Raw genomic sequence first — 20,588 nt, forward strand, 5'->3', positions numbered from 1 at the left:
GGCTCCCAGTAGACGACTGGGTTGATAGGCCGGATATGGAAGCCCAGTAATGGGTGGAGTTGACCGGTACTAATAGGCCGAGGGCTTGTCCTCAGTTGCTCGCGTCCACTGTGTTGGTTCTGAAACCACGAACAGACCGTTGTCGGTTGTTCGAAGAGTTTCATAGTGTTTCGGTGGTCATAGCGCGAGGGAAACGCCCGGTTACATTCCGAACCCGGAAGCTAAGCCTCGTAGCGCCGATGGTACTGCAGGGGGGACCCTGTGGGAGAGTAGGACGCCGCCGAACAATTCTTCTGAAGAAGCCCCGCCCGGGTTCCGGGCGGGGCTTCTTTGCGTTTAGGGGTTCTGCGCGGTCGGTGGGTGATAGCGACGTAGGGTCGCAGTATGGAGACCACCCCGACGCCGCCCGCAGGCGAAAGCATCCGTGCCGTGTCCGAGCTGACCGCCGAGGAACTGTTCATCGCGCGGGCCGTCCTGACGGCGGCCGCCGTCGACGACGGCAGGGAGGCGGTGTCGGAGGCGGGCCGGCTGCGGCTCCGCGAGGGCGAAGGACGGCCGGGTGTGCGGCACCTGCTGCAGACACTCGGCGGCCGTCCGGCCGGGTACGCGCAGCTGGAGACGGCAGGTGACGGCGGTTTCGCGACCGCCGAACTCGCCGTCCACCCCGAGGTGCGGAGGCGTGGTCTCGGCGGCCGGCTGGCCGAGGCCCTGCTGGCGGAGGTCCCGCCCGCGAAGGCGGTGGACTGCTGGGCGCACGGCGGCCACCCGGGTGCCGCCCGTCTGGCGGAGCGGCACGGTGGTGAGCTGGTCCGCGAGCTGAGGCAGATGCGCCGGCCGGCGGGCGGCGACGTGCCGGAGCCGGTGCTACCGGAGGGTGTCGAGCTCCGCGCGTTCCGCCCGGGCGAGGACGACGCCGCCTGGCTGCGGCTGAACGCGCTGGCCTTCGCGCACCACCCCGAGCAGGGTGCGTGGACGGAGGCGGACCTCGCCGACCGGCTGGCCGAGCCCTGGTTCGACCCGGCGGGCTTCTTCCTGGCGGTCCGTGGCGGCGAGCTCGTCGGCTTCCACTGGACGAAGGTGCACCCCGACGGCCTGGGCGAGGTGTACGTGGTCGGAGTGGCACCCGGTGAGCAGGGCAGCGGGCTGGGTCGGGCGCTCACCGCCGCCGGTCTGCGGCACCTGATCCGCGAGCGCGGGGTGCCGGCCGTCCTTCTCTATGTGGACGCTGACAATCCGGCCGCTGTGCGGGTATATGAACGATTGGGCTTCACCGTCCACGAGGTGGACCTGATGTACCGCGTCCAGCCGGAGAGCAAGGCCGGTGGTTCGACCCCACAGGGGTGACCGACTCAGCTTTCCTCCTGGCCATCCGGTGTTTACCGTGGATTCAATTGACGCCGCGAAGATCACAGGATGACGCCCGTAGTGCCTCGTCCCCGCTCCGCCCGCCGACCGGCCCAGCTCCACCCGGCCGCTCCCGGCGGGTGGGCACTGGAGTGGCGGGACGAGGACGCTGCGTACGCCACACACACGTACGCCGCCGCGAGCACGGCAGACGACCGCGGTACGTGCGCCCGGGACTTCGCCCTGCATGAGGAGCTGGCACCGATGACCATCCCTGGCCCCGTCTCCGCCTCGTCCGGTGCGGCCTCCGGCGCCGCCACCGGTGCGGGCTCCAAGCAGGCATCCAAGAGTCGTACCCGGGTACCGAAGGCGACCGGCCCGGCGGCGGGTGACGCCCGTCCGCAGGCCGCGGCGGCCCGCAGCGCCGGCGCGGCCGTGGCCCCGGCCGTTGCCGCCGCGCTGCCGACCGCCATCACCAACGCGCTCGGTGCCCCGGTCGCCGACGAGCCGGGCGCCGTGCGGGTGGCGCCCCGGTCGGCGACGGCCAGCTCCACGGGCGGCGTCCACTCCGCGCTGGCGGACATCGAGACCGAGTTCGGGGCACTGCCGGAGGGCCGGTTCCTCGACCGGGAGCGCAGCTGGCTCGCGTTCAACGAGCGGGTCCTGGAGCTCGCCGAGGACCCGGACATCCCGCTGCTGGAGCGGGCCAAGTTCCTGGCGATCTTCGCCAGCAACCTGGACGAGTTCTTCATGGTCCGGGTGGCCGGCCTCAAGCGCCGGATCGCGACCGGCGTGGCCACCCGCAGCGCGTCCGGCCTGCAGCCCCGCGAGGTGCTGGACCTGATCTGGCGGCGCGCGCGCGAGCTGATGGCCCGGCACGCGGCGTCCTTCCAGCACGAGGTGCTGCCCGACCTGGCCGCCGAGGGCATCGAGGTGGTGCGCTGGCCGGAGCTCGCGGAGAAGGAGCAGGCCCGGCTGCACACGCTGTTCCGGCAGCAGATCTTCCCGGTGCTGACCCCGCTGGCCGTCGACCCGGCGCACCCCTTCCCGTACATATCGGGGCTGAGCCTCAACCTGGCGGTCGTCGTGCGCAACCCGGTCTCCGGGCACAAGCACTTCGCCCGGGTGAAGGTCCCGCAGTCGCTCTCCCGCTTCCTGGAGGCGTCCCCGCAGCGGTACGTGCCGCTGGAGGACGTCATGGGCGCGCACCTCGAGGAGCTCTTCCCGGGCATGGAGGTGCTCGCGCACCACGCCTTCCGGGTCACCCGGAACGAGGACCTGGAGGTCGAGGAGGACGACGCCGAGAACATCCTCAAGGCGCTGGAGAAGGAGCTCATGCGGCGGCGCTTCGGTCCGCCGGTCCGCCTGGAGGTCGAGGAGTCGATCGACCCGTACATCCTCGACCTGCTGGTGCGCGAGCTGAACGTCACCGAGGCCGAGGTGTTCCCGCTGCCCGGGCCGCTGGACCTCACCGGGCTGTTCGGGATCGCCGACCTCGACCGGCCGGAGCTGAAGTACCCGAAGTTCGTGGCGGGCACCGCGCGCGGGCTGACCGACGTGGAGTCGGCATCCCAGCCGGACATCTTCGCCGCGATGCGCGAGCGGGACGTGCTGCTGCACCACCCGTACGACAGCTTCTCGACCTCGGTGCAGGCCTTCCTGGAGCAGGCGGCGGCCGACCCGCACGTGCTGGCGATCAAGCAGACGCTGTACCGGACCTCCGGTGACTCGCCGATCGTCGACGCGCTGATCGACGCGGCCGAGTCCGGCAAGCAGGTGCTGGTCCTGGTGGAGATCAAGGCCCGCTTCGACGAGCAGGCCAACATCAAGTGGGCCCGCAAGCTGGAGGAGTCCGGCTGCCACGTGGTCTACGGCCTGATCGGGCTGAAGACGCACTGCAAGCTGTCGCTGGTCGTGCGGCAGGAGGGCGAGATGCTCCGCCGCTACGCGCACGTCGGCACCGGCAACTACCACCCGAAGACCGCCCGGCTCTACGAGGACCTCGGCCTGCTGACCGCGGACCCGCAGGTCGGCGCCGACCTCTCGGACCTCTTCAACCGGCTGTCCGGGTACTCGCGCCGCGAGTCCTACCGCCGCCTGCTGACCGCGCCGCGCGGCCTGCGGGACGGCCTGGTCTCGCGGATCCACGGGGAGATCGCGCACCACCGGGCCGGCCGGCCCGCGTACGTGAAGATCAAGGTCAACTCGATCGTCGACGAGACGGTGATCGACGCGCTGTACCGGGCCTCGCAGGCCGGCGTGCCGGTGGAGGTGTGGGTGCGCGGCATCTGCGCGATCCGCCCCGGCGTCGCCGGGCTGAGCGAGAACGTCCGGGTGCGCAGCGTGCTCGGCCGGTTCCTGGAGCACTCGCGGATCTTCGTGTTCGGCAACGGGGGCGAGCCCGAGGTGTGGTTCGGCAGCGCGGACATGATGCACCGCAACCTGGACCGCCGGATCGAGGCGCTGGTGCGGGTCTCCGACCCGGCGCACCGGGCGGAGCTGTCCGGGCTGCTCGACCTCGGGGTCTCCGACGAGACCGAGTCCTGGCACCTCGGCGCCGACGGGAGCTGGACGCGGCACTCGGCCGACGCGGAAGGCAGGCCGCTGCAGCACGTCCAGGATCTGTTCATCGCCTCGCGCAAGCGCCACCGGAACGTGTCCGCGGGCCGCTGACCACTGTCCGGGCCGCCGCCCGTGCCCCCGGTTCCGGCGGTGGCCGGGACGGCGGCCGCGGCGGCCCGGGACGACCACATGGGGGAGTCCTTGTCATGACCGATTCGCCGATGACGGCCCCGGCGGCGCCGAGCGCGTCCGCGGGGGAAGTCCTCTCCGGCTACCTCACGACCCAGGCCGGCGCGTTCCTGCGCGCGCTGCCGCAGGCGGTGGGCGAGGCCGGGTCGAGACCGGGCTCGCTCCCGGCCTCGGCGGCGGGTGCGGACGACCTCCTGCGCGCCGTCCGGCGGATCGGCGGCGCCCTGCACACCTTCGAGGCCGCCTTCGAGCCCGGCTGGGCCGGCGAGCTGCGGACCGAGCTGGCCTGGCTGCTCGACCTGCTCGGCCGCGAGCCGGGTTACCGGCGCCGCTCGTCCCGGCTGCTCGCCGCGCTGGACTCGCTCAGCGACACCGGCGCCGACACGCCCGGCATGCTCGCCGGCCACGCCGGCGCGCCCAAGGCCCGCGCCCTCCTGGAGCGCCAGCTCACCCTCGCCCGCACCCGGGCGCACACCGCCCTGCTGCAGGAACTGCGGACGGCCCGGCTGCACGCGCTGGCCGACCGGATGACCCTGCTGAGCGGCGAGGTGCCGCTGCTGGACGCGGCCGCCGGGCGGGACGGCAGCGTGCTGACCCGGCAGGCCGCCGCGGCGCTCGGCGCGCTCGCCGCCGGGACGGAGCGGCTGCCGCTGGCCCGCGCCGTCCAGCCGTACGGCGGGGACGGCCTGCACCGGCTCGCGGTGCTGCCCGCGGCCCGCGGCGCCTCCCCCGTCGCGGACGCCGACGCGCTGCTCGCCGCGGACGACGAGCCCTGGCACCGGGTACGGGTGCTGGTGAAGCGTGCCCGGTACGCCTTGGAGGTGTGCGCGGTGCCCACCGCGGAGCTCGACCGGCTGGACGAGGTCCTCGACCGCCACCGCGACGCCTCCGACGCCGCCGCCACCGCCTCGACCGCGGCCCGCACGCCGAGGATCACGCCGGCGACCGCGTACGTGCTCGGAGTGGTGCATGCTGATCAGCGACTGGAGGTGGAGGCGGCCCGGTACGCCTTCGGCCACCAGTGGCCGAAGCTCCCGCACCATGGATGGCATGAATGGGCGACCGCCTGACCGCAGCGCAGCAGCGCGCCGCCAACCCCTTCCGAGCCCGGCTCGCCCGGCGGACCAGGGGCGGCGGCGCGCCGGCCCGCAGGGCCGCGGCACCCGGCTACGGGCCGACCGTGCTGGCGGCCGGCGGGGTGCTGTGGGTGCCCGGAGGGCCGAAGAAGGACGGCAGCGGCCTGAAGAAGCCGCGGATCGCGGTGATCCACCGGCCGAAGTACGACGACTGGAGCCTTCCCAAGGGCAAGCTCGAACCCGGCGAGGGCTGGCAGGCGGCGGCGCTGCGCGAACTGCGCGAGGAGACCGGGATGCACTGCGTCCTCGGCCCGGAGCTGCCCGCGCAGCACTACCTGGTCGAAGGCCGGCCCAAGGAGGTGCGGTACTGGGCCGCGGTGCCGACCGGCGGTTCGTTCACCCCCGGGCGGGAGGTCGACCGGCTGGAATGGCTGCCCCCGAAGAAGGCGAAATCACGGCTCACCCACGTCCGGGACCGCGCGCTGGTGGATGCGCTGCTGGACATGCTGGACGGCGCGCGCGCCTGATCCAGGCGCCTCCCGACGTAGCGTGTTCCCACCGCCCCGCCGCAGGTCAGCGAGGTCGCCCAAGGTGATCTCACCGCGCCCTCACCGTGACGCAACCGTTACTACCGAGGTCGGTTTCCTGCCAGCCGTTCGAGGTTCACCATCCGTTCATTTGCGACCGCCTGACGCGTCACCTGCCCGGCCTACCTTCGGTGCCACCGGAGGGCCGAACGGGCCCCGGACCACAGCGAAACCCGCGCTGATCGAGCCATCGACGAGCTCACCCCGGCGCAGGGTTATGCCTCAGAAAGGGACACCCAGTGAAGCTCCAGCGAAACGGCTCCAAGGCCCTCGCCATCGGTGCCATGGCGCTCGTCGGCTCGCTGTCGCTCGCGGCCTGCGGTACGGACGACAACTCGACCAGCAGCACGGGCAGCAGCGCTGCGGCCTCCGGTGCGGCCCCGGCCGCGCAGATCGCCTGCGGCAAGGGCGGCCAGCTGCTGGGTGCGGGTTCGACCGCCCAGACCAACGCGGTCGACGTGTGGAAGGCCGCCTTCGGCTCCGCCTGCTCCGGCTCCACCATCACCTACGGCGGTGGCGGCTCCGGCGCCGGTGTGCAGCAGTTCAACCAGGGCAAGGTCGCCTTCGCCGGCTCCGACTCGGCCCTCAAGCCGGCCGAGGTCGACGCCTCGAAGCAGGTCTGCACCGGCGGCCAGGGCGTCAACCTGCCGATGGTCGGCGGCCTGATCTCGATCGTCTTCAACGTCGAGAACGTCGACAAGCTCGTCCTCGACGGCCAGACCGTCGCCAAGATCTTCGACTCGCAGATCACCAAGTGGAACGACCCGGCGATCGCCGCCCTCAACCCGGGTGTCACCCTGCCGGACGCGCCGATCCAGGCCATCCACCGCTCGGACGACTCCGGCACCACCGCGAACCTGACCGGCTACCTGGCCAAGGCCTCCAACGGCGCCTGGACCTACCCGGCCAGCAAGACCTGGGCGGGCAAGGGCGGCCAGTCCGCCAACGGCTCGGCCGGCGTCTCCGCGCAGGTCAAGCAGGTCAAGAACTCGATCAGCTACGTCGAGCTCTCCTACGCCCAGACCAACAGCCTGAAGAGCGCCGCCATCAACACGGGCGCCGCCAAGCCGGTCGAGGCCACCGCCGAGAACGCCGCCACCACCTTCGCCAAGGCGAAGATCGCCGGCACCGGCAGCGACCTGGCCCTGAGCCTCGACTACGCGACCAAGGACGAGGGCGCCTACCCGATCGTCCTGGTCACCTACGAGATCGTCTGCGACAAGGGCAACAAGGCCGAGAGCCTCGACACCCTGAAGTCCTTCCTCACCTACACCATCAGCGACGCCGGCCAGCAGGCCATCGGCGCCAAGGGCTACGTCCCGCTGCCGAAGGAGCTGGCCTCCAAGGTTCAGGCCGTCATCCCGACCCTGGCCTGACCCAGCACCGGCGGGGCGGCCCTCAAGGGGGGACGGGCCGCCCCGCCGGAAGCACCACCCACGCACCACACGTCCGGGGCACCGCCGCCAGGTGCCGTCCCCCACGGGGGCAGCACCGTCAGACCGGAGTAGACGATCATGACTTCATCCCCCCCTGCCGCCACACGGGGCAGGGCCCGCCGCAGCCGGAGCGACAGCCGGCTCGGCGACAGCATCTTCTTCAACCTCTCCCGAGGGTCGGGCATCCTGCTGCTGGTCATCATGGCCGCGATCGCAGGCTTCCTCGCCTACCGCTCGGGCATCGCGCTGTCCAAGGACGAGGGCAACTTCCTCACCACCTTCGAGTGGAACCCGGACGCGCCCAAGCCGGTCTTCGGCATCGCCGTCCTCGCCTTCGGCACCATCGTCAGCGCCGTGATCGCCATGGTGATCGCCGTGCCGGTCGCCGTCGGCATCGCGCTGTTCATCTCGCACTACGCGCCGCGCCGCATCGCGCAGCCCTTCGCCTACCTGGTCGACCTGCTCGCCGCGGTGCCCAGCATCGTCTACGGCCTGTGGGGCGTGCTGTTCCTCGTCCCGCACATGGACGGCATGACCGCGTGGATGGACCAGTACCTCGGCTGGACCTACGTCTTCGACCAGACCCAGCCCGGCGTCACCCCGCGCAACCTGTTCACCGTCGGCATCCTGCTGGCGATCATGGTCCTGCCGATCATCACCGCGGTCAGCCGCGAGGTCTTCCGGCAGGTCCCGCGGATGCACGAGGAGGCGGCCCTCGCCCTCGGTGCCACCCGCTGGGAGATGGTCCGCACCGCGGTGCTGCCCTTCGGCCGCCCCGGCATCATCTCCGCCTCGATGCTCGGCCTCGGCCGCGCCCTCGGCGAGACCATCGCGGTCGCCATCGTGCTCTCCGCCAACAGCGTGCTCTCGCTACACGTCCTGGACCCCGGCGGCGGCACCTTCGCGCAGAACATCGCGCTCAAGTTCAACGAGGCCCAGCCGTTCGGCCGTGACGCCCTCATGGCCTCCGGCCTGGTCCTCTTCGTGATCACCCTGCTGGTGAACGGCGCCGCCCGACTGATCATCGCGCGCCGCAAGGAGTACTCGGGGGCCAACGCATGAGCACCGCGACCACCATTGCGGACTCGGCTCCGCAGCTGCGCCGCAGCCTCACCACCGCCCGCCTCCCGAAGTGGGCGCCGGCCGGCGTCGCCGCCCTCTCCATCGGCCTCGGCTGCGCCATCGGCGCCGGCGCCGGACTCGCCAGCCACCTGCAGTGGGGTCTGATCGCCGCCGCGCTCTTCGTGGTGCTGAGCTACTCGCTCTCCGCCCGCGTCGAGGGCCGCCGCCAGGCCAAGGACCGGCTCGCCACCGCGGTGGTCTGGGTCGCGTTCATCCTGGCCGTCGTGCCGCTGGCCGCGCTGACCTTCTACACCGTGCAGCAGGGCCTGGAAGTGCTGGACGCCAACTTCCTCACCCACTCCATGAAGAACGTGATCTCCTCCGGCCCCGGCGGCGGCATCTACCACGCGCTGATCGGCACCCTGGAGCAGGTCCTGCTGGCCACCCTGATCGCGGCCCCGATCGGTCTGCTGACCGCCGTCTACCTCGTCGAGTACGGCCGCGGCCAGCTCGCCAAGTGGGTCACCTTCTTCGTCGACGTCATGACGGGTGTTCCGTCGATCGTCGCCGGTCTGTTCATCCTCTCGCTCTGGAACATCTTGCTCGGGTTCGACTACTCGGGCTTCTCCGGCAGTCTCGCGCTGGCCATCCTGATGATGCCGGTCGTCGTGCGCTCCACCGAGGAGATGCTCCGCCTCGTCCCGAACGAGCTGCGGGAGGCCTCGTACGCCCTCGGCGTGCCGAAGTGGAAGACCATCATCCGGATCGTGCTGCCGACCGCGATCGGCGGCATCACCACCGGTGTGATGCTGGCCGTCGCCCGCATCACCGGCGAGACCGCGCCGGTCATGATGCTGGTCTTCGGTGCAGACGCCATCAACGGCGACCCGTTCAACGGACCGCAGCAGTCGCTGCCGCTCTACATCTGGCAGCAGTACTCGATGGTCAACAACGACTTCGGCTACGCCCGCGCCTGGGGCGCCGCGCTGGTGCTGATCTTCTTCGTGATGGGGCTCAACCTCATCGCGCGGGGCATCGCACGCTGGCGCTCGCCCAAGGGCGGACACTGACCCGACTGACGTACGAGAAGAATTCATTAGCGGCGCTGCCGCGGGCGAGAGAAGACGAAAGATCATGGCCAAGCGCATCGACGTCAGCGGACTGTCCGCCTACTACGGAGCCACCCGCGCCATCGAGGACATCTCGATGACCATCGAGCCCCGCTCCGTGACGGCCTTCATCGGCCCGTCCGGCTGCGGCAAGTCCACCTTCCTGCGGACCCTCAACCGCATGCACGAGGTCATCCCGGGTGCCCGCGTCGAGGGCAAGGTGATGCTCGACGACGAGAACCTGTACGCCACCAACATCGACCCGGTCGCCGTGCGCCGCTCGATCGGCATGGTGTTCCAGCGGCCGAACCCCTTCCCGACCATGTCGATCTACGACAACGTGGTGGCCGGCCTCAAGCTCGCCGGCGTGCGGAAGAAGTCCGTGCTGGACGGCGTCGCGGAGAAGTCCCTCAAGGGCGCCAACCTCTGGAACGAGGTCAAGGACCGGCTCAACAAGCCTGGCGCCGGCCTCTCCGGCGGCCAGCAGCAGCGCCTGTGCATCGCCCGCGCCATCGCGGTCGAGCCCCAGGTCCTGCTGATGGACGAGCCCTGCTCCGCGCTCGACCCGATCTCCACCCTCGCCATCGAGGACCTGATCGGCGAGCTGAAGTCCCAGTACACGATCGTCATCGTGACCCACAACATGCAGCAGGCAGCCCGCGTCTCGGACCGCACCGCCTTCTTCAACCTGGCCGGCGTCGGCCAGCCGGGCAAGCTGATCGAGCTGGACGACACCCAGCGGATCTTCTCCAACCCGTCCGTCCAGGCGACCGAGGACTACATCTCCGGCCGCTTCGGCTGACCGAGCCGGGCTCCCCGGAGCCCCACCGACTACTTCGCGGTGCTGCATGGCGGTGCCGCCGCGAAGTACGCAGGGCCCGCCCCCGTGATGTGGGGGCGGGCCCTGCACCCTTTCCGGGCGGCCTGCGCGGGGCGGTTGCCCGCCGGTCAGAGGAAGAGCAGATCCACGATGCCGTACATCGCCGCGGCCACCAGGGCGGCGGCCGGCATGGTGATGAACCAGCCCATCACGATGTTCTTGGCGACACCCCAGCGGACCGCGCGGATCCGCTTGGTGGCACCCACACCCATGATCGCCGAGGTGATCACATGCGTGGTGGAGATCGGCGCCGCGTAGACGAACGAGGTGATGTACATGACGCTCGACGCGGTGGCCTCGGCGGCGAAGCCCTGCGGCGGGTCGAGCTCGATGATCTTCCGGCCGAGGGTCCGCATGATCCGCCAGCCGCCCGCGTAGGTGCCCAGCGACAGCATCGTCGCGCAGGAGACCTTCACCCAGATCGGGATGTCGCTGCCGGTCTGGTGGCCGGAGATGGTGAGCGCCATCACCACGATGCCCATGGTCTTCTGGGCGTCCTGCAGGCCGTGGGCCAGGGCCATGGCGGCGGCCGAGGCGGTCTGCGCGACCCGGAAGTTGCGCTTGGCGCGGTGCGGGTTGGCCCTGCGGAAGATCCACAGGATCGCCAGCATCACCAGGAAGCCGCCGATCAGGCCGACCACCGGCGAGACCACCATCGGGATGATGATCTTGTCGACCACGCCGCTCCAGATCACCCCCGTGCCGCCGGCCAGCGCCGCACCCACCAGGCCGCCGAACAGCGCGTGCGAGGAGGAGGACGGAAGGCCGAAGTACCAGGTGGTCAGGTTCCAGGTGATCGCGCCCACCAGCGCGGCGAAGAGGATCGCCATACCCTGGCTGCCCGAGGGCGTCTCGATGATGCCGCTGGACACCGTCTTCGCCACCCCCGAACCGAGGAAGGCGCCCGCAAGGTTCATGACCGCGGCCATCGCCAGGGCCGCCCGCGGGGTCAGTGCCCGGGTCGAGACCGAGGTGGCGATCGCGTTCGCGGAGTCGTGGAAGCCGTTGGTGTAGGTGAAGAAGAAGGCCACGCCGAGGACGGCGATCAGTGCTGCCGTATCCACGGAGGTCAGGACTCCTTGACCGCGATGGTCTCCACCGTGTTCGCCACGTGCTCGAAGGCGTCGGCAGCCTCTTCCAGGACGTCGACGACCTGCTTCAGCTTGAGCACCTCGATCGCGTCGTACTGGCCGGAGAACAGGTGGGCCAGCAGCTTGCGGTGGATCTGGTCGGCCTGGTTCTCCAGCCGGTTGATCTCGATCCAGTACTCGGTGAGGTTCTGCATCGACCGCAGGTTCGGCATCGCCGCGGCGGTCAGCTCGGCGGCCCGGGCCAGCACCTCGATCTGCTGCTCGACACCCTTCGGCAGGGACTCGATGTCGTAGAGGACGACCAGGTCGACCGCCTCCTCCATGAAGTCCATGATGTCGTCCAGCGACCCGGCGAGGCTGTAGATGTCCTCGCGGTCGAAGGGCGTGATGAAGGAGGAGTTCAGCTGGTGGAAGATCGCATGGGTGGTGTCGTCGCCCGCGTGCTCGGCGGCGCGCATGCGCTCGACGATCTCCGCGCGGGCCGACACGTCTGATCCCAGCAGTTCCAGCAGGAGCTTCGACCCGACGACGAGGTTCTCCGCCGCGGCGGCGAACATGTCGTAGAAGCTCGTCTCCTTCGGGGTCAGGCTAAAACGCACGGAAATCTCCGATGTGCGGGGTAGGGACTGAACGACTCTAGGCGTTCGCCGTCCCGGGAGTGCAAACGGGGTGTTGACGCGGTTCCCCAGTCTGGCGGAACCACAGCCGGTTTGCTCCTGCCGTGCACGGGGAGATCCGAGCTGACGCCCGGACGGCGGAACATGCAGGACAGCCACCGTGTTGGACACTGGAGGTCCAGGGACGGCGAGCAGGGAGACAGAGGCGGGCCGGATGACCACGATTCAGACGCGCACCGAGGACACCAGCACCCCCGACACCGCGACCGCGACCGGCACCCCCGACACCGCGGCCGACGGCGACGACATCACCGCCCAGGCGGGCGCCGCCCGGCCGCACGGTCCGCACGGCTACAGCGCCCAGAAGAACGAGCACCTCAAGCGGCTCCGCCGGATCGAGGGCCAGATCCGGGGCCTGCAGCGCATGGTCGACGAGGACGTCTACTGCATCGACATCCTCACCCAGGTCTCCGCCGGCACCAAGGCGCTGCAGTCCTTCGCGCTCTCCCTCCTGGAGGAGCACCTGCGGCACTGCGTGGCCGCCGCCGCCGAGCAGGGCGGCGCCGAACTCGACGGCAAGGTCGCCGAGGCCACCGCGGCCATCTCCCGGCTGCTGCGCACCTGAACACCGGTCCGAGCACCGGTCTGAGCACCGGTCAACGCGCGCCCGCGCGGCGGGATGCGGCGCCCGGGCGGGGCGCGCCCGCGCGGCGGGATGCGGCGCCCGGGCGGCCGCCAGGGGTCAGCCCGCTGCGGCCGCCCGCCCGGCGCCGTCCTGACCCGGCACGGCGGCCGACACCCGGTCGAGCAGCACCCGGTCGATCTGCTCGGTGGCCAGCTTCTCGTCGGAACTGGTCGATGCGGCGATCATGAGCTCGCCGGCCAGCTCGATCTCGTCGAGCGCGGTCTTGTCGTGGCCGCCCGCGCGGCCCTCCGAGGATGCCACCTGCACCACCCCTCCAGCGCCGCCTCCCGGCCAGGACGGCGGGTACCCCGTCCTCCAGGGTAGGCAGGAGCACGGCCCCGCCGTATGGCACGGACGGGTCATCTCTTCGGCCACAGGCACTAGGCCCGTCACTTCGCGGGCGCCGAGGCCTTCGGTGAGTAGATGTCGGTGGTGGCCGGCTCGGCCGCCTGCACCGGGGCGCCGAAATCGGCCAGCGAAGTGGTCGAGACCACCTTCACCTGGTCCTTCGACTCCTTGGAGCCGGCCACCCCCGCGAAGGCGAAGGTCTCCACCACCTTGTGCACCCGCCCCTGGGCGTCCAGCCACACCTCGTACGGCACCTGCTTCACCGTGAAGGTCTGCGCGGCCATCCGCAGGCCGTCCGCCCCCCGCCCGCCGGTGGCCTCGGCGGCCTTGGCGAGGTCCAGGGTGCCCTTGTAGTGCTTGAGCTCGGTGCCGTCGACCGTCTCGGTGCCGACCAGCTCGGCCGTCTCCGCCCCGCGCAGCGCGCCGGCGGCGCTCGACGGGTCGGTGGCGCCGCTGCTGACCAGATTGCCGTCGGGGAGCTGGCGGACGTCCAGCCGGACCCACTTGCCGGCCGGCACCTTCGCCCCGCTGTTCTGCAGGTAGACCGTGCCCGGCAGGAGGACCTCCTTGATCGTGCCGGTGGTGGCGGCCCCGGGCGGCACGTCGATCTCCAGCGTGCCGATCCGCTTCACGTAGTCGTAGCCGCCGGTGCCCTTGAACACGGCCTTCTTGTCCGCGGACTCGGTGACCAGCTCGGTGCTGGTCCGGGCGGAGCCCGTCCGGCCGGTGATGTCGGCCGCGGAGCGCACCGCCGTCAGCGGGTCGGCGGAGAGCACGTCCGCGGAGCCGCCCTGCGGCTCGGCACCGCCGCCGGCACAGGCGGACAGAGCGGCGGCCAGCAGCGCCACCGCCGCGGCGGTACGGACGTGCTTCAGCTTCTTCACGATCGACACAACCCCCTCGGGCCCCGATGCCCGGCAAGCAGCCACCCCGGATGGGCAGAGCTCTCCCGGGCCCAACGAGCCCGAGCCGCACGGGTTACGGCCGTCCCGGCGTACGGAATCGTCCGCGCGCCCCCGCGCGGCGCGTTACCGTGAAACACGTGTCCAGCGACGTCCCGGCGGAGTCCGCGTTCATTCCGCTCGCCGCCCACCGGGTGGCCCTCGAAGAACGCGGATCCTTCTGCTTCGCCAGCTGCAGCTGCGGCTGGTTCGCCCCGGGGCGGCGCTCCCGCGACCGCGCCCGGCGGGACGCCGACGAGCACGAGCGCGACGGCCGGCCCTGACCGGCCCGTGGCGGCCTTCGCTCAGGCGGCCAGGTCGGACTCGGGCGCCTGCTGCTCGGCCGCGGCCGGCTCCCGCCGCCGGCGGCTGCGGCCGCCCCCGACGCCGGCCCCGCCCGCGTCCCGCCGGCGGGCGACCACCAGCGGCGCGGCGGCCGTCCTGGTGAGCGCGTGGCAGAACGGCACCAGCACCGCCATCGCCAGCGGCGCCAGCAGCAGCACCACCGCGGTGGCCAGCGCGAAGCCGCCGATCACGTCCGTCGGGTAGTGCACACCCATGTACATCCGGCAGAAGCCCTGCACCAGCGCGAGCCCGCCCGCGACCAGGCCGAGCCGGCGGTTCACCAGCAGCAGGGCGACCGCGATGCCCATCGACATCGCCGAGTGGTCACTCACGAAGGAGAGGGTGCCCTCCTTGCCCTCCACCAGGACCTCCAGCTCGGGATGGTCCACGAAGGGACGCGGCCGGTCCACGATCGCCGAGATCGGCAGGTTGGCCAGCTCCGCGATCGCCACCGCCAGCGGGGCCCAGAGCAGGCCGGCCACCGCCACCGGGGCGTCCGGCCGCCTGCGCGCCTGCAGCCAGGCGACCAGGCAGACCGCGGCCAGGCCCAGCAGGATGCCGTACTCGCCGACCCACGAGACCGCGGAGTCCAGCCAGCCAGGGGCCGAGACGGCCAGGCCGTTGATCGCGCGGAGCAGGCCCAGGTCCGGGTTGCCCGTGTCGGCGAGCAGCGTCGACACGCCGCACCTCTCTCTCGTGTCCGGAACGCCGGGTCGGCGCACCGCGGTCGCACCCCCGGAACAGGTCCGGTACGGAGCAACAACGTCCTGAGCAGGGCACAGGGTTCCACGGAGACCGCTCGTCACGGAAAATTGACCCACCGTCCACCGCCCGCCCACACCCGGGGCGGGCCGGCGGCTCAGCTCTGTGCCGGGCCCTGGCCGCCGCTGATCGTACCGTCGGCGTTCCGGACCGGCAGAGCCGCGGCACCGTCCGGCGTGACCCGGGTGGCACCGATGTAGTCCCGCTGGTTGATGGTGTCGTAGCGGATCACCGCGCCGGTGTGCGGGGCGTCGATCATGTACCCGCCGCCGACGTAGATCCCGACGTGGTGGATGGACCGCGGATCGCTCAGGTCGTTCGCGAAGAACACCAGGTCACCCGGGCGGAGTTGGTCCCGGGAGGGGTGCTCGCCGGCGTACCACTGGTCGTTGGCCACCCGGGGCAGGGTGATGCCGACGCTCGCGAACGCGGCCTGGGTCAGACCCGAGCAGTCGAACCGCCCCTGCTGCGAGGGCAGACCCTCGCCGCCCCACAGGTACGGCGTGCCGAGCTTGGTCTGCGCGAAGTAGATGGCGCCGGCCGCCTGCTGGGAGAGACCGATCGCGGCCTGCGGGGCCGGCGCGGTGAAGCTCCTGGCCAGCGACTGGATGTTCTTCACATAGCCCTGGGTCTCCCGGTAGCCCGGGACGCCGCCCGCCCTTATCACCGCGTACGGCCCGGCGTTGTAGGCGGCGAGCATGTTCGCCTGCCGGTCGCCGGGCACGGTGGAGACGTCCTTGGCGAGCGCGCAGTCGTAGGTCGCGGCCGAGGCGATGGCGTCCGCCGGGTCCCAGATGTCGCGCCGGCCGTCCCCGTTGGCGTCCACCCCGTAACTGGCCCAGGTGCCCTCCAGGAACTGCGCCATCCCGTACGCCTTGGCCGGACTCTTGGCGGTCGGGTCGAAACCGCTCTCCTGGTACAGCTGCGCCGCGAGCATCGGAGGAGAGATCTCGGGGCAGAGGGTGCCCCACTTCTCGATCAGCGGGCGGTAGGCGGCCGGGACCGTGCCCGAGGAGATGCCGAGGTGGTTGGTGTTCGACCGGGGCGTGCCGCTGGCGGCGAAGGTCCCGACGGTGATCAGGCCGACGAAACCGACCGTCACCACCGCTGCGGCGGCAGCGGCCGCGCCCGCTCTGCGGAGTACCATCAGCACCATCCCGACGTGGCGTCAGTTGCGATTGTCCCGGAAGGCGTTGCTCAGCGCAATCAACACAGATACGAAGAGTGAGCGGTATCCTTCGTACGGTGGACATCCTGTCGTACGTGTCCCATGACTCACGACCAATCCGCGAGATATAGCCAAGTCGACATCAGATCTGGCCAAGAATAGGTCCTGCCCCTTCGCGCAGCCGTGTTCCGGGGCCTTGAATTTCCCTGATCGGGCGGTGAGATGGAATGAACCTGAGCAGCGTGGACAGCAAGGTGATCGGCTACCTGGCCGAGGACCCACCCAAGAAGGCCAACATCGACACCATCATCGGCGGCATCGCCCCGGACTGGGGGCCGTTCGCCACCCTCGGCTCCGAGGCGCGGGTGATGGTCGAGGTCGTGATGGCGGTCGCCATCCTGGCCTGCCTCGCCATCGCGGTCTGGGGAGCCGCCAAGCAGCGCATCGGTGCCACGGCCATGCGCGACACGTTCAGTGCCGAGCAGGGCAAGGGACTGATCATCGCGGGACTGACCGGCGTGTTCATCATCGGATCGCTGGGCACCCTGTTCACCATTGTCTATGGCATGGCGATCTGACGATCGTACGGATCGGATAGTCATCCCGGCGGGGCGGCCATGCGTCTCTGCCGGCACAGTCGTGTTCGCGTCACCGGGGCCCCACGGGGCTCCCCGCACCAGGAGGGCCGCCGTGCCGTTGTCCGACGACCAGCCGCACACCCGGACGCGGCTGCCGGTCGCCGAACAGCCCCACCAGATGACCACACGTCAGCCACGTCCGGTCCGGACCCTGCTGACCGTCCTGCTCGTGGTCACCCTGCTGGTGATCGCGGTCTCCATCGCCAACCGCGGCAAACCCGACCCCGGCCCCACCGGCAGCGGCAACGCCACCTCCGGCTCGGGGGACGGCGCCCAGGCCGGCTCGGCCGCCACCGCCCCGAGCGGGACCAAACCCGTCGACACCACCGACAACGGCATCGCCAACGGCTTCCCGCACACCGACCAGGGTGCCCAGTCGGCCGCCGCCAACTACGCGACCGCCCTCGGCTCCGCGGAGATGTTCCAGACCACCAGCCGCCACACCGTCGTCGACACCGTCTCCGACCCCACCGTCGCCGCCCAGCTCCAGCAGCGGCTCGACGCCGCCTTCACCGCCGAGAACAACGGCCGCTTCGGCCTCGACGCCCAGGGTGAGGCCCCCAAGGGCCTCACCTTCGTCAGCCGCACCATCCCCGTCGGCACCCGCACCGCCAACTACGCCGACACGGCGACGAAGGTGGAGGTGTGGTGCACGGGGCTGCACGGGCTGGCGGGCGACGGCTCGACCAGGCCGGTCTCCCAGGACTGGTACACCCTCACCGTCACCATGCGCTGGAACGGCAGCGACTGGAAGGTGACCGACTTCGACCGGGCTTCGGGCCCTGCCCCCGTTCCGGGCGATCAGCAGGCGGCCACGGCCCAGCAGATCACTGACGCAGTCCAGAGGTTCGGAGGCTTCCGCTATGCGCGGTGACGGCTCGACCAGATCCCTCGTCCGGAGGGCCGGCGCGCTGGGCGGCGCACTCGCGGGCCTGCAGGCGACCGCGCTGATCACCGCACAACGGGTGTTCGCCGACCCGTCGCCGTCGCCGTCGCCCTCGGCCTCGACCTGCACCGGGCAGGGCGGTGCGGACTGGCTGGGCGGCAACAAGCTCTGTCCCCCGCCCAACAGCACCGTCATTCCCGGGACCGAAGGCGTCGGGGCGGCCACCGACCCGCTGGGGTCGCTCGCCAAGGGGTGTGCGCAGGCTGCCGCGTGGGTGGTGCGCAAGCTGGGCGGGGCGATCGACGGCACGACGCAGGTGGACTTCACCAACGCCGCCTTCCTGCAGCAGTACGCGGTGGTGTTCGCCGGTTCGACGGTGATCACGCTGGTGCTGTGGCTGCTGGCGGTGACCAAGCGGGCGGTGCGCGGTGCGCCGCTGGCGCAGGCCTTCTCGGAGGCGATCGGCTTCCTCTGGCTGACGGTGATCGCCTCGGCGTTCACCCCGCTGATCCTCTACACGGTGGTCTCGGCGACGGACGGGCTGACCGCGGCGATCGCGGCCGGCACCAAGTCGGACACCGGCACCTACCTGGGCGGATTCGCGGACACCCTGGAGAAGGGCTCCCTCGGCGGCGGTCCGCTGATCCTGATCATCGTCTCGCTGGTGGCGGTGCTGGCCGCGGCCGTGCTCTGGATCGAGCTGCTGATCCGGGCCGCGATGCTGTACGTGGGTGCGCTGCTCGGCACCGCCGTGTACGCGGGCCTGGTCGACAAGCAGTTGTGGAAGCACGTCCGCCGCTGGGCCGGCCTGATGCTGGCGGTCGACCTCGCCAAGCCGATCATCGTGGTCATCCTGGGCCTGGCCGGCGCGGTCGCCACCGGGGCCGGGGCGAGCGACGACTTCGCCCGGGTGCTGTCCGGTCTGGCGATCCTCTTCCTGTCGATCTTCTCCAGCGCGGCCGTCTACCGCTTCGTGCCGGGCTTCGGCGACGAGCTGCAGCAGGTGCGCCGGGCCAGGGCGAGTGCCGTCTCGGCCGGTTCGGCGATGATCAACGGTCCGGCGAACCTGGTGAAGCAGGGCATCTCCGCGCACGGCTCGCGCGGCGGCCCGCAGGCGGCCAACGCCTCCTCCGGCTCCGGTGGCGGCGGAGTCGCTCCGGGCATCGCCGCGCACGCCGGCCGTGCTTCCGCGCCGCCCGCCCAGCCCCCCGCCCCGATCAACAACCCCACGAAGGGAGGGTGACGGGTGAGCAGCGATCAGCTCGGCCAGTTCGGCGCCCAGTACGCCCAGCCGTACGCGCACCAGCGCCGCACCTACCTCATCGGCAAGTCGCGGCCGAACGCGCCGATCGGGCGCAACCGCGAATCCGGCGAGATCGTGCTGATCATCTTCGGTGCCTTCCTCGGCATGATGTGGGGTCTGCTGATGCCGATCCTGCCGCTGCGGATCGCCGGCCTGGTCGGCCTCCCGCTGTTGGCGATCATGGCTGTGTACGTGCCGTACCGCCGCCGCACCTTCTACAAGTGGGTGGAGATCAACCGCACGTACCGGCGGACGGTGCGCTCCGGGCGGGCGGTGTGGAAGTCCGAGGTGATCGACGCCGGGACGCGCCTCGACGGGCGCGAGGTGGAGGTCGGACCGCCACCGGGCGTGGGCCGGCTCCGCTGGCTGTCCGCGCCGTTCGGGCCGGACGAGGTCGGGGTGCTGATGCACCTGGAGCGCCGCACCGTCACCGCCGCGATCGAGATCGAGGGCCCGGGCGTCGGCCTGCGCGACTCGGAGGACCAGGAGACGCTGGTCGACCGGTTCGGCACGCTGCTCAAGCACGTGGCGAACGGCGACGGCTTCGTGACCCGGCTCCAGATGCTGGCCCGGACGCTGCCCGCCGACCCGGACGCGCACGCCAAGGACGTGGAGCGCCGCGGCGACGACGAGGCGCCGCGCTGGCTCAAGGAGTCGTACGACCAGCTGCAGTCGATGGTGTCGACCTCCTCCGAGCAGCACCGGGCCTACCTGGTGGCCTGCATGCACTACACCCGGGACCTGGCGGCCGAGGCACATGCCATGGGGCGGACGGCCGACGGCCGGCGACAGCGCGACGACGAGGGCCTGGCGACGGTGATGGCCCGTGAGCTGACGGACATCTGCGCGCGGCTGGCCGAGGCGGACATCCGGGTCCGGCAGCCGCTGGGCCAGGCCCGGCTGGCCTCGCTGGTGCACTCGATGTACGACCCGGACCACCCGATCGACCACATCCAGGCGATGAGCCGGCGCAACGCCTGGCCGGCCGAGCTGGACGCCACGCACCCGCAGCTCCTGCAGGCGAAGACCCGCGAGTCGGCGACCCGGGAGCCGTGGTGCCACGCCACCGCCTGGGTCAAGGAGTGGCCGCTGACCCCGGTCGGCGTCAACTTCCTGGCGCCGCTGCTGGTGCACACCCCGGACGTGATCCGCACGGTCGCCGTCACGATGGACCTGGAGCCGACCGACGTCGCCATCGAGCGGATGCTCACCGAGAAGACCAACGACGAGGCGGAGGCCAGTCGCGCCGCCAAGATGAACCGCACCGTCGACCCGCGCGACCTGGCCCACACCGGCCGGGTCGACCAGCGCGGCGACGACCTCGCCTCCGGCGCGGCCGGCGTCAACCTGGTCGGGTACATCACGGTCTCCGCCCGCACCCCCGAGGCGCTGGCGCGCGACAAGCGGACCATCCGCGCCTCGGCCGGCAAGAGCTACCTCAAGCTGGAGTGGTGCGACCGCGAGCACCACCGGGCTTTCGTCAACACGCTGCCGTTCGCGACCGGCATCCGCCGCTGAGGGAGGGGACCCCGTGATCGGCAACCTGACCGACGCCTTCA

Annotated in this window: 20 protein-coding genes and 2 rRNA genes; 16 read left to right on the top strand and 6 right to left on the bottom strand. The window is 71.3% G+C overall.

All coding sequences use genetic code 11. The features are described from left to right. From AB0P35_RS07480 to pstB, 10 genes are all read left to right on the top strand, one after another. Positions 1-93 (top strand): 23S ribosomal RNA (locus tag AB0P35_RS07480); the annotation flags it as partial. 76 nt (positions 94-169) lie between these two features. Beyond that, positions 170-286 (top strand): 5S ribosomal RNA (gene rrf, locus AB0P35_RS07485). Positions 287-384: 98 nt separating this feature from the next. Continuing rightward, positions 385-1,344, top strand: coding sequence for a mycothiol synthase (mshD, locus tag AB0P35_RS07490; RefSeq protein WP_363507749.1), 960 nt, complete (start codon positions 385-387; stop codon positions 1,342-1,344). 264 nt (positions 1,345-1,608) lie between these two features. Further along, on the top strand, positions 1,609-4,017 hold the full coding sequence (locus tag AB0P35_RS07495) for an RNA degradosome polyphosphate kinase (protein ID WP_363507752.1): 2,409 nt from the start codon (positions 1,609-1,611) through the stop codon (positions 4,015-4,017). Between the two features lie 95 nt (positions 4,018-4,112). After that, positions 4,113-5,165, top strand: a complete 1,053-nt coding sequence (locus tag AB0P35_RS07500) for a CHAD domain-containing protein (RefSeq protein ID WP_363507754.1) — start codon at positions 4,113-4,115, stop codon at positions 5,163-5,165. Next, positions 5,150-5,698, top strand: coding sequence for an NUDIX hydrolase (locus AB0P35_RS07505; RefSeq protein WP_363507757.1), 549 nt, complete (start codon positions 5,150-5,152; stop codon positions 5,696-5,698). The genes AB0P35_RS07500 and AB0P35_RS07505 overlap by 16 nt, the downstream gene beginning before the upstream one ends. Before the next feature lie 299 nt (positions 5,699-5,997). After that, complete coding sequence (pstS, locus tag AB0P35_RS07510; protein WP_095873642.1) at positions 5,998-7,134, top strand: phosphate ABC transporter substrate-binding protein PstS; 1,137 nt, start codon at positions 5,998-6,000, stop codon at positions 7,132-7,134. A gap of 138 nt (positions 7,135-7,272) precedes the next feature. Then, on the top strand, positions 7,273-8,256 hold the full coding sequence (gene pstC, locus AB0P35_RS07515; RefSeq protein WP_095873641.1) for a phosphate ABC transporter permease subunit PstC: 984 nt from the start codon (positions 7,273-7,275) through the stop codon (positions 8,254-8,256). Continuing rightward, the gene (gene pstA, locus AB0P35_RS07520; protein ID WP_363507761.1) at positions 8,253-9,326 is read left to right on the top strand and encodes a phosphate ABC transporter permease PstA; all 1,074 of its coding nucleotides are present in this window, start codon (positions 8,253-8,255) and stop codon (positions 9,324-9,326) included. The genes pstC and pstA overlap by 4 nt, the downstream gene beginning before the upstream one ends. A 64-nt stretch (positions 9,327-9,390) precedes the next feature. Beyond that, positions 9,391-10,167 (top strand): phosphate ABC transporter ATP-binding protein PstB, encoded by a 777-nt coding sequence (gene pstB / locus AB0P35_RS07525; protein WP_095873639.1) that lies wholly within the window; start codon positions 9,391-9,393, stop codon positions 10,165-10,167. 146 nt (positions 10,168-10,313) lie between these two features. On the opposite strand, the gene AB0P35_RS07530 is transcribed toward pstB, so the two are convergent. Together AB0P35_RS07530 and AB0P35_RS07535 are read right to left on the bottom strand one after the other, a co-directional pair. After that, positions 10,314-11,309, bottom strand: coding sequence for an inorganic phosphate transporter (locus AB0P35_RS07530; RefSeq protein WP_363507764.1), 996 nt, complete (start codon positions 11,307-11,309; stop codon positions 10,314-10,316). Positions 11,310-11,314: 5 nt separating this feature from the next. Further along, positions 11,315-11,935 (bottom strand): DUF47 family protein, encoded by a 621-nt coding sequence (locus AB0P35_RS07535; protein WP_095873637.1) that lies wholly within the window; start codon positions 11,933-11,935, stop codon positions 11,315-11,317. Between the two features lie 232 nt (positions 11,936-12,167). On the opposite strand from AB0P35_RS07535, the gene AB0P35_RS07540 reads away from it, so the two are divergent. Next, the gene (locus AB0P35_RS07540; protein ID WP_095873636.1) at positions 12,168-12,578 is read left to right on the top strand and encodes a metal-sensitive transcriptional regulator; all 411 of its coding nucleotides are present in this window, start codon (positions 12,168-12,170) and stop codon (positions 12,576-12,578) included. Between the two features lie 117 nt (positions 12,579-12,695). On the opposite strand, the gene AB0P35_RS07545 is transcribed toward AB0P35_RS07540, so the two are convergent. Further along, positions 12,696-12,899 (bottom strand): hypothetical protein, encoded by a 204-nt coding sequence (locus tag AB0P35_RS07545; protein ID WP_363507768.1) that lies wholly within the window; start codon positions 12,897-12,899, stop codon positions 12,696-12,698. Positions 12,900-13,027: 128 nt separating this feature from the next. Beyond that, complete coding sequence (locus tag AB0P35_RS07550) at positions 13,028-13,870, bottom strand: hypothetical protein (protein ID WP_363507771.1); 843 nt, start codon at positions 13,868-13,870, stop codon at positions 13,028-13,030. A gap of 158 nt (positions 13,871-14,028) precedes the next feature. Between AB0P35_RS07550 and AB0P35_RS07555 the strand changes: the two genes are divergently transcribed. Beyond that, positions 14,029-14,211, top strand: coding sequence for a hypothetical protein (locus AB0P35_RS07555; protein WP_363508147.1), 183 nt, complete (start codon positions 14,029-14,031; stop codon positions 14,209-14,211). A 21-nt stretch (positions 14,212-14,232) separates the two neighbouring features. Here AB0P35_RS07555 and AB0P35_RS07560 read toward each other — a convergent pair whose 3' ends face one another. Further along, positions 14,233-14,952, bottom strand: a complete 720-nt coding sequence (locus AB0P35_RS07560; protein ID WP_363507773.1) for a phosphatase PAP2 family protein — start codon at positions 14,950-14,952, stop codon at positions 14,233-14,235. Positions 14,953-15,131: 179 nt separating this feature from the next. Then, on the bottom strand, positions 15,132-16,181 hold the full coding sequence (locus AB0P35_RS07565) for a bifunctional lytic transglycosylase/C40 family peptidase (protein ID WP_363507776.1): 1,050 nt from the start codon (positions 16,179-16,181) through the stop codon (positions 15,132-15,134). Between the two features lie 248 nt (positions 16,182-16,429). Between AB0P35_RS07565 and AB0P35_RS07570 the strand changes: the two genes are divergently transcribed. From AB0P35_RS07570 to AB0P35_RS07585, 4 genes are all read left to right on the top strand, one after another. Next, a complete protein-coding gene (locus AB0P35_RS07570; protein WP_363507779.1) occupies positions 16,430-16,780 on the top strand; it encodes a hypothetical protein in 351 nt (116 codons plus the stop codon). Between the two features lie 112 nt (positions 16,781-16,892). Then, complete coding sequence (locus tag AB0P35_RS07575) at positions 16,893-17,714, top strand: hypothetical protein (protein WP_363507782.1); 822 nt, start codon at positions 16,893-16,895, stop codon at positions 17,712-17,714. Next, the gene (locus AB0P35_RS07580; protein ID WP_363507785.1) at positions 17,704-18,969 is read left to right on the top strand and encodes a hypothetical protein; all 1,266 of its coding nucleotides are present in this window, start codon (positions 17,704-17,706) and stop codon (positions 18,967-18,969) included. The genes AB0P35_RS07575 and AB0P35_RS07580 overlap by 11 nt, the downstream gene beginning before the upstream one ends. A 3-nt stretch (positions 18,970-18,972) precedes the next feature. Beyond that, a complete protein-coding gene (locus AB0P35_RS07585) occupies positions 18,973-20,547 on the top strand; it encodes an SCO6880 family protein (RefSeq protein ID WP_363507788.1) in 1,575 nt (524 codons plus the stop codon). The last annotated feature ends 41 nt before the right edge of the window (positions 20,548-20,588 follow it).

The sequence above is a fragment of the Kitasatospora sp. NPDC085879 genome, from assembly GCF_040686255.1.
GTDB lineage: Bacteria > Actinomycetota > Actinomycetes > Streptomycetales > Streptomycetaceae > Kitasatospora.

What these genes read in the sequence shown, in the direction of transcription:
- pstB (WP_095873639.1), top strand. Translation starts at nt 9,391, where the DNA reads ATGGCCAAGCGCATCGACGTCAGCGGACTGTCCGCCTACTACGGAGCC.
- mshD (WP_363507749.1), top strand. Translation starts at nt 385, where the DNA reads ATGGAGACCACCCCGACGCCGCCCGCAGGCGAAAGCATCCGTGCCGTG.
- AB0P35_RS07495 (WP_363507752.1), top strand. Translation starts at nt 1,609, where the DNA reads ATGACCATCCCTGGCCCCGTCTCCGCCTCGTCCGGTGCGGCCTCCGGC.
- pstA (WP_363507761.1), top strand. Translation starts at nt 8,253, where the DNA reads ATGAGCACCGCGACCACCATTGCGGACTCGGCTCCGCAGCTGCGCCGC.
- AB0P35_RS07565 (WP_363507776.1), bottom strand. Translation starts at nt 16,181, where the DNA reads ATGGTACTCCGCAGAGCGGGCGCGGCCGCTGCCGCCGCAGCGGTGGTG.
- AB0P35_RS07580 (WP_363507785.1), top strand. Translation starts at nt 17,704, where the DNA reads ATGCGCGGTGACGGCTCGACCAGATCCCTCGTCCGGAGGGCCGGCGCG.
- AB0P35_RS07540 (WP_095873636.1), top strand. Translation starts at nt 12,168, where the DNA reads ATGACCACGATTCAGACGCGCACCGAGGACACCAGCACCCCCGACACC.
- pstC (WP_095873641.1), top strand. Translation starts at nt 7,273, where the DNA reads ATGACTTCATCCCCCCCTGCCGCCACACGGGGCAGGGCCCGCCGCAGC.
- AB0P35_RS07505 (WP_363507757.1), top strand. Translation starts at nt 5,150, where the DNA reads ATGGGCGACCGCCTGACCGCAGCGCAGCAGCGCGCCGCCAACCCCTTC.
- AB0P35_RS07500 (WP_363507754.1), top strand. Translation starts at nt 4,113, where the DNA reads ATGACCGATTCGCCGATGACGGCCCCGGCGGCGCCGAGCGCGTCCGCG.
- AB0P35_RS07570 (WP_363507779.1), top strand. Translation starts at nt 16,430, where the DNA reads ATGAACCTGAGCAGCGTGGACAGCAAGGTGATCGGCTACCTGGCCGAG.